The sequence below is a fragment of the Inquilinus sp. CA228 genome (genome assembly GCF_052078665.1).
Lineage (GTDB): Bacteria > Pseudomonadota > Alphaproteobacteria > DSM-16000 > Inquilinaceae > Inquilinus.
This window is the reverse complement of the sequence record NZ_JBQJIK010000150.1, coordinates 1-6,995: the sequence shown is the minus strand read 5'-3', so window position 1 is coordinate 6,995 and position 6,995 is coordinate 1. Positions and strand designations below refer to the sequence as shown.

Sequence of the window (6,995 nt, the reverse complement as noted above, 5' to 3'; positions counted from 1 at the left end):
ATGGCGCCGCCTCGTCCGCGACTACGAAAAGCGCATCGACGTCTCGCACGCGATGATCCTCGTCGCCATGGGCGGAATTCTCATCCGACGAAACACTCATCCCTGATTTTCAAAACAGACTCTAAGGTCGTCAATATCCAGCTACGAGGAGTTGGCCAAGACGCTGATTAGGCATCATGCCGAAAAGGGCCGCGTCGTTGAGGCGGTCGTTAAAACGGCGTTGCGGGCAATTCTCCCCGGGCGCTTCAGCATTGGAACCGGGTTCGCGATAACGGCCTCTGGCAAGATTAGCTCGCAGCTCGATCTGATCATTTACGATGCCATGTTCAATGCCCCTATAATCCTCGAAGGGGGCACCGGCCTCTTTCCAATCGAATGCATCTATGGATTTGTGGAGGTGAAATCATTACTGGACGCCAAAGCGATTGACACGGCAACTAAGGCGATCGGGCTTGTCCGAAGCTTTGCCGGCGAGAAGCGCTACGTCGAGTACGGCACACGCAAGGACGAACAGAACAAGGACGTGACCGACGAACGCGAGTTTGCCGATGAGCTATCACCCCGGTCCTTTGTGATTGCGATCAACGCGGCCTACACGAGTCTCGACGCGGTCCAGAAACGGCTGAAGGCGGCAACGTTCAAGAATCGTGCCCATCTGCACGGGTTGGCTGTCTTGGGCCGGGACTGGTTTCTGACACAGAAGCCGTATCGCGATTCGCCGGAGTTTGTCCTCCATGAGGGCAACTCACTCGCCGCCTTCTGCGCATGCGTGCTGCATACCGTCCAGAGCATGCCGATGCACCCAGCTTCAATGACCCGTTACTTAAGTCTCTCTGCGTAATCTCGCGAGTTGACGACCTGAAAATCTGAATGTCTGTGACCAACACCGCCTGGCGCGAATGACCCGCAAGCAAGGCAGCCCGTTGCGATTCGATCAACATACTTGTTGTTCAAGCATTGAATGGGGCGTCCACTGGCAGGCCCTATAGGCCTAGCGTCAACTTGATCTCGGCGGTCTTGGCTTCGACCCGCGCTGCAATTTCGGTGTAAAGGTCTACCGCCTGCCCGGGAGCCGAGATCGAGATGAGGAGGCTGTAGCGCCCTCGGTCGGCCATCCGTCTTTGACCAATATGCGACTTCCACCAGCCGCCGACCGGAAAGACTGCAATCGCATCGTGGAGCGCCAACTCTATGGCGCGGCCACGCCACAGATCACAGTGGAGCGAGCCCGCGGAGACAGCCTTTGGTCCCAACAGCCAGTAGCTCGCTTCATCGCTAGCGCCGTCCGCATCCGCTTCTTGGGCAGCGTTGACCCGAGCCCGAAATTGCGGGTCGCTTTCGCTGCGCCTCTTCATTGCGAATCGCAGACCAAAAGACCTGTAAGTGTCCGGTCGCGTTGCTGCTCGGCCCGTCAGATTAGGCTCGACGAAATAGGATAGCGTTACCTTCATAGTAACGACCCGGTTCTCAAGCTGCTCAAGCGCTTCGCGAGGCCAGGGCAGGTCATAAAAATGCATCTCGTTGTAGACGGCGGTGCGCCCATCTTGGCTGGACGCAAAGGGTTGAATCTCCGCCTGGGCGATCATGGTGACGTCATTTCGAGCGGAGGTGATTGCCCGTTCGATGTCCGGGACGCCGTAGCCAACGCTGCGAAGAATGCGCTGCTTCACGGCCTTGGTTGCGGATTTGCCAGTCCTCCAATGATCCCCTCTGCCGATGAGCATCTTTCTGATCGGGCTCGGCCACTCGGCCGACTGGACAGCGAGACCCCGATAGGTTTCAGGCCACAGGCCCGGCAACGCCGCTTCGAGCTGGCCAAAGAAATGTCCCGCCATCCCCGTTGCCGCGCTAGTGGCCCAGATTGGCGTCAAGGGCTCAACCTCGATGTCATTTCCCGCCGTGAGCAGAGAGACCGACGGGGCCCAGGCACAGAATCCGGCGTCGTCGATCAGCATGTTACCCGCCTCAAACAAGACCTCCGGCTTTATTGGTGTCAGGTCGTCGGGAAGCATTTCCGAACTGCGGCTGAACGGACTCAGTTCGTTGGCGCCGACAAGGGCTGTCATCGGGGCGTCTTCGGGTGCGACGGTCTCCTTTGCGGTGTATCCGCCGATAGTGAGCGAATTCCAGCTCTGTGCGGGATCCTCGATCGCGTGCATCGTCAGCACCGCATCCCGCATTCCGCCGTTGGCATTGCCCGCGGCCACTACCATCAACCGTTTGGGCCGGCGCATTGCCGGGCGAGGCGGGTCACCAGCGTCGCCGACAGACGAACCTGAGGCAATCTGATCGAGAGCGCCGCTCCAGCTGGATGGCCTTGCCGTCGAAAACTCATCAGTCGAACACGCCAAGCAGAAAATGCGAGTTGTTTCGTGATGGTCGGTCTCGATGCGCGCGACAGCACCCTGCGTGATGATCCCATAGTGTCTTGGCGTATTCGCCTCGAAGCCGGGCGGCGGAAGGAGCTTGATGGAGATCGCGCTATGGGTGAGTGCGATCTCGCGTCGATCATTCATCGCGCCTTCGAGATCACCATAGAGGACCAATCCGATTACGCCGGTGCCGTGACCACCATTGTCCGCATGATCGTCGGTTCCCCAGGCGTCGTCATAGGCAAGCGCACCGGCAATGCCTGGCGCAATCAAGGGATGGGCGGCGGCGACGCCAGTGTCCAGAATGCTCACCGCCGGTGCGTCGGCCGGCGGTGGTGTCACACGTGTGGCCAACTCGGTGACGAACTCCGATTGACCGATGACTTTGTCGCCGCGTTCCAGAAACGGCCTGATCGTTCCAGTGGCGCGGCGAATCTCTGCAATTGCGCCCGGAGTCTGCGTCGCCAAGATGAGCATTTCCACTGGCAAGCCATGGACGAGAACCACAACCGTATCAGGGAAGATCAAGCGTTCGCCGTGCACATCGAATCCGCGATTGCGAGCGGCAGCTGCAATGGCGTTGGCTCGCATATTGGGCGCCCGCACCCAAAGCTCCCACCAGGAAGCAGGCCCGGCGAAGTCGATCTCGCCTACGAATAGCGACCGAGCAGCGGCGGCCTGAATAGTCTCGATGACTTCGAAGCGCTCCAGGTCCGGGCGCTTTGCGCCACCGAGGTTGCGGGCCCCGTAGGCTGCGATGCGTCGGCGCAGAAAGTCCCGGGCGTTGTCCGGCACGAAGAGAACCGCGCCCTCGGTCCGATCATCGTTGCGCATCGAGCGAAGCACTACGATGTCCTGGAGTTGAAACTCAAGGCCGGCTGGTACCTTGACGGCCTTAACACGACCGCCTTCGCGGGGAGGCATGGTCTCCACTGAAATCAGTGTGCCCGGCGCCATGTTCGGGATGGGGAGGCGGGGGTCGGCATCACGAGGTGGCAGGTCACCGAGAGCGTCGGTGAGCTGGCGGATCAGGCCTTGGGCATGAGCGGTATAGTCATCGCGGAGCGGTCTCCGCTGTTGCTTGCGGCTTGGATAGTCGTAGCCGACTGATTCGCGCCACAGATCTATGGGCAGATGAGCCAGGTGACGCTCGTCGAAGTCGCCAAGGTCCGTCATCTATTTCCGCTATGTTTATCTATAAAGCGCCTTAAATTATCGATAGCGTCGGCCTGAGTTCAAGGGGCACGGCGAAAGCGGCCCTTGAACATCTGCCGGTCATGCAATGCCAGCTTCAGGGCGTCCTTGAGAATATGCGTCATTTCTTGCAAAATCGCTGCCTTCACAACCGCGTCGGCAGCGCGGACCAATTCGCCTTGGCTGAGCCCCTCAGCATCGGCCGCGACCGCATTCCAGATCCTAGCGGCGACTTTGAACCTGCCCAGGCGTCGTTGCACGACGGCGCGCGCGCCGGCGGCATCGGGTAGCTCATAGGCGATCACCTCGTCGAAGCGCCTCGCCAGCGCATTGTCGAGGATTTCGATATTGTTGGTCGCGGCTATGACCAAGCTGTCAGTCGTGTTCGGTTCCTCCATAAAAGACAGAACCGAATTGAGCACGCGTCGGATCTCTCCAACATCATTTGGCTCGCCCCGGCGGGCGCCAATGGCGTCGAACTCGTCAAGAAGGTAAACGGCGCGCACTTGTGCGATCTGGTCGAACAGGAGGCGAAGCTTGCCTGCCGTCTCTCCAAAAAAGCGGCTGAACAGCGATTCAAGCCGCACTGTGAACAGCGGCAGGCGCAACTCGCCGGCAAGGGCAGAGGCGGTCATGGTCTTGCCTGTGCCGGGCGGTCCAATCAGGAGCAGATGCGTGGCCGGAGCCTGACCATGGTCGCGCAGCATCGCGCGTTGCCTCTGCTCGCGCACCAGACGATCCAGACGTCCGCGAACGTCATCCGACAGGACCATGCTATCGAGCACGATCTTGGGGTAGGTGCTCTCGACTAGCCCTTGAAGTTCGCCGCGCGGCCGAGCGAGCGGGATCGGCGAACGGCCTGCAGTACCGGTCTTTCGGGCTTGGTCTCGGGCTTTTTGAACGAGGTGCTTTAGGCGGTCGGCCTCGCTGGTCCGTCCGGCGCGCGCCTCATCCGCCGCGACCTGCATGGCAATCGAGAGGAACTGCTCTTCATCGCCGTCAATATGTGAGTTCAGCAGGGCGACGATCTGCTTCGCCGACATCGATACGCCCTCCTGTTCGACCGGCCGAAAGGGTGAAATTCAGCCCTCACTCAGGCGGGCCAACCACTCAACGACCGGACTACGCCAAGCAGCAAAGCAATACCGCAAGTCAGAAGTGAGCGCCATGACCCTATCATCACCCCCGTTCCTGCGCGAAAGCCAGGAAGGGGTTTCGCAAGCTGGATAGCGAGGCGCGATCGCCGCCTCAAGTTCCTATTTTGTTCCCAATAAACTATGCCGTCAACCCACGTTTTCGGAGACTCAACGTCCGGTTCAGACCGCACGAAATTGCCGCGAATGGCAGTTTTGGATCGCATGCGGCCAAGTCCGGTTTGGGGAGCCCAGTGCGATGACCGCTTGGGAGCATCGCAGCTCGGATTCGGAGTGGCAGTGTCATGGTCGCAAATGGCGCTGTCGGGTCGCGACCAGCGGACGGCTCCACAGCTTTATTGGTCGGACGTGGAAGGCTGTCCCGCCGCGACCTGCACCGGCATGCCGTCCCTCACATTCACCGGTGGGTTCAGGACCACCTGGTCGCCCGTGTCCAGCCCGGCCCGGATGTCGAGGGTGGCGCCGTTGTCGGCCAGCACGTCGAGATGGTGCAGCTGCAGCGCTCCGTTCGCGTAGACGGCGGCCGAAAGCCCATGCTGGTCGAAGATGACGGCCTGCGACGGCAGCACGATGACGGGGCTGGGGCGCGGGATCGCCAGCCGGACGATGCAGTACAGCCCGGCGGTGAGGGCCCCGTCGGCATTGTCGACATCGACCTCCGCCAGCAGGGTCCGGGTGCCCGGCTGCAGCGAGCCGGCGGTGCGGGCGACGCGGCCATGGAAGACCCGGCCGGGCAGCTGCGGCACCGTCACCTCGGCATCCTCGCCATCCTTGAGCGCGAAGTAGTCCTCCTGCGGCACGAAGATCTGGATCCGCAGCGTGCTGGTCTGCACCAGCGACAGCAGCGGCGTGCCGGAGGCACTGTCCGCGGTGACCAGCGTGCCGACGTCGAAGTTGCGGCTGGCGACGACCCCGTCGAACGGTGCCACCACCTTCTCGAAGCCGGTCAGCTGCTGCAGCCGCGCCACATCGGCCTGCTGGGCGACGATGCTGGCCTGGGCCGCGGCGACGGCGGCGGTGGTGGCGGCCTGGCTCGAGCTGTCGGTGTCGCCCTGCTCCTTGCTGGCCCAGCCCTGCTGCACCAGCCGGGTGGTGCGCTGGTTGGTGACCACCGCGAGGTGCTCATTGGCCCGGTCCTGCGCCAGGGTCGCCTGGGTCTGGGCCAGCTGCGCCGCTTCTCCGTCACCGCACGATCCAGCGGCGCAACATCGCACTGCGCGCGGATGGCACCTGGAAGTGGGTCAAGCGGTGCAAATATGACGGACATGAACACATGGATCCGTCTGGCGCTGGCCGCCAGCCTGACCATTGCGACCGCACCGGCCGCCATGGCGCAATGCATCGTCAGCCAGAATGCCGTCGGCACCTCCTGCGCCGGCGGTATCGGTTCGCGGCCGCTCATCGGCCACTCCATGCGGCCGCAGATGAGGATCGCCCCACCCCCGCAGCCGGCGCCATTTCAGGCAACCCCGATCCCGGCCCCGCGCCAGGCGCAGACCATGGGGGCACCGAACACCTCGCTGCTGCCGAACACGTCGCTGCCAGGCGGCCTGTAACACGCTCGCGGGCACCGTCCGGTTTCGGTGGCCTTCGACCACGGCCACCGGAGATGCCCTCAGAGGATGAAATCGCTCGCCGTCAGCGCATGGTCGGAGGTGACGTTGATGGCGAAGTCCGAGACCTTGTCGCCATTGACATCGACATAGACCACCTGGATCGAGCCTGCCGTCACCACCCGCAGCTCGCCGGCATGGCGGGTGTAGTCGCCGGTGCCGAAGGTGAAGGCGGTGTCGCCGGTGCTGGAGTTGCCGTCCGCGTCGATCGCCGACAGGTCGATCCTGTCGCCGGCCGAGAAATCCCGGATCGTGTCCTTGCCGAGGCCGGAGGCCGCGCTGTCGGACAGGGCGGTGTAGACGAACCGGTCGTTGCCGACGCCGCCCTTCAGCACGTCGCCGCCGCCGCCGCCGGTCAGGACATCCCCGCCGGCCATGCCCCACAGGGTGTTGGCATTGGCGTCGCCGGTCAGCGTGTCGGCCTGGGCCGAGCCCAGCACCTGCTCGATGCCGGAGAAGCTGTCGCCCTCGGCCGTGCCGGTGGCCAGGCTGACGGTGACGGCGGCGGCCGAGGCGGTGTAGCTGATGGTGTCGATGCCGGCGCCGCCGACCAGGGCGTCGGCCCCGGCACCGCCGTCGAGCGTGTCGTTGCCGTCGCCGCCGTCGAGCCGGTCGTTGCCGGCACCGCCCAGGATGTTGTCCTGGCCGGCCTCGCCGAAGAC

6 protein-coding genes and 1 pseudogene are annotated in these 6,995 nt (G+C 62.9%); 3 read left to right on the top strand and 4 right to left on the bottom strand.

Annotated features, from left to right (window positions below; genetic code table 11):
• Positions 1-106, top strand: a pseudogene (locus ACTOWL_RS37355) (IS5/IS1182 family transposase); the annotation flags it as partial.
• A gap of 45 nt (positions 107-151) precedes the next feature.
• Complete coding sequence (locus ACTOWL_RS37350) at positions 152-841, top strand: DUF6602 domain-containing protein (RefSeq protein WP_441326379.1); 690 nt, start codon at positions 152-154, stop codon at positions 839-841.
• Between the two features lie 142 nt (positions 842-983).
• Here the strand turns inward: ACTOWL_RS37350 and ACTOWL_RS37345 are convergent, their stop codons facing one another.
• The 3 genes from ACTOWL_RS37345 to ACTOWL_RS37335 form a co-directional block, all read right to left on the bottom strand.
• Positions 984-3,548, bottom strand: a complete 2,565-nt coding sequence (locus ACTOWL_RS37345; protein WP_441326378.1) for a S8 family peptidase — start codon at positions 3,546-3,548, stop codon at positions 984-986.
• A 59-nt stretch (positions 3,549-3,607) separates the two neighbouring features.
• A complete protein-coding gene (locus tag ACTOWL_RS37340) occupies positions 3,608-4,609 on the bottom strand; it encodes an AAA family ATPase (protein WP_441326377.1) in 1,002 nt (333 codons plus the stop codon).
• Positions 4,610-5,055: 446 nt separating this feature from the next.
• A complete protein-coding gene (locus ACTOWL_RS37335; RefSeq protein WP_441326376.1) occupies positions 5,056-5,934 on the bottom strand; it encodes an efflux RND transporter periplasmic adaptor subunit in 879 nt (292 codons plus the stop codon).
• Positions 5,935-5,976: 42 nt separating this feature from the next.
• Here ACTOWL_RS37335 and ACTOWL_RS37330 point away from each other — a divergent pair, with 42 nt between their 5' ends.
• Entirely contained in the window at positions 5,977-6,276 is a 300-nt protein-coding gene (locus tag ACTOWL_RS37330) for a hypothetical protein (protein ID WP_441326375.1), read from the top strand.
• Positions 6,277-6,335: 59 nt separating this feature from the next.
• Here the strand turns inward: ACTOWL_RS37330 and ACTOWL_RS37325 are convergent.
• On the bottom strand, positions 6,336-6,995 hold a 660-nt coding region (locus tag ACTOWL_RS37325; RefSeq protein ID WP_441326374.1), incomplete at its 5' end, for a M10 family metallopeptidase C-terminal domain-containing protein.

Coding starts and splice junctions, on each gene's coding strand:
- ACTOWL_RS37345 (WP_441326378.1), bottom strand. CDS start 3,548: ATGACGGACCTTGGCGACTTCGACGAGCGTCACCTGGCTCATCTGCCC.
- ACTOWL_RS37340 (WP_441326377.1), bottom strand. CDS start 4,609: ATGTCGGCGAAGCAGATCGTCGCCCTGCTGAACTCACATATTGACGGC.
- ACTOWL_RS37330 (WP_441326375.1), top strand. CDS start 5,977: ATGACGGACATGAACACATGGATCCGTCTGGCGCTGGCCGCCAGCCTG.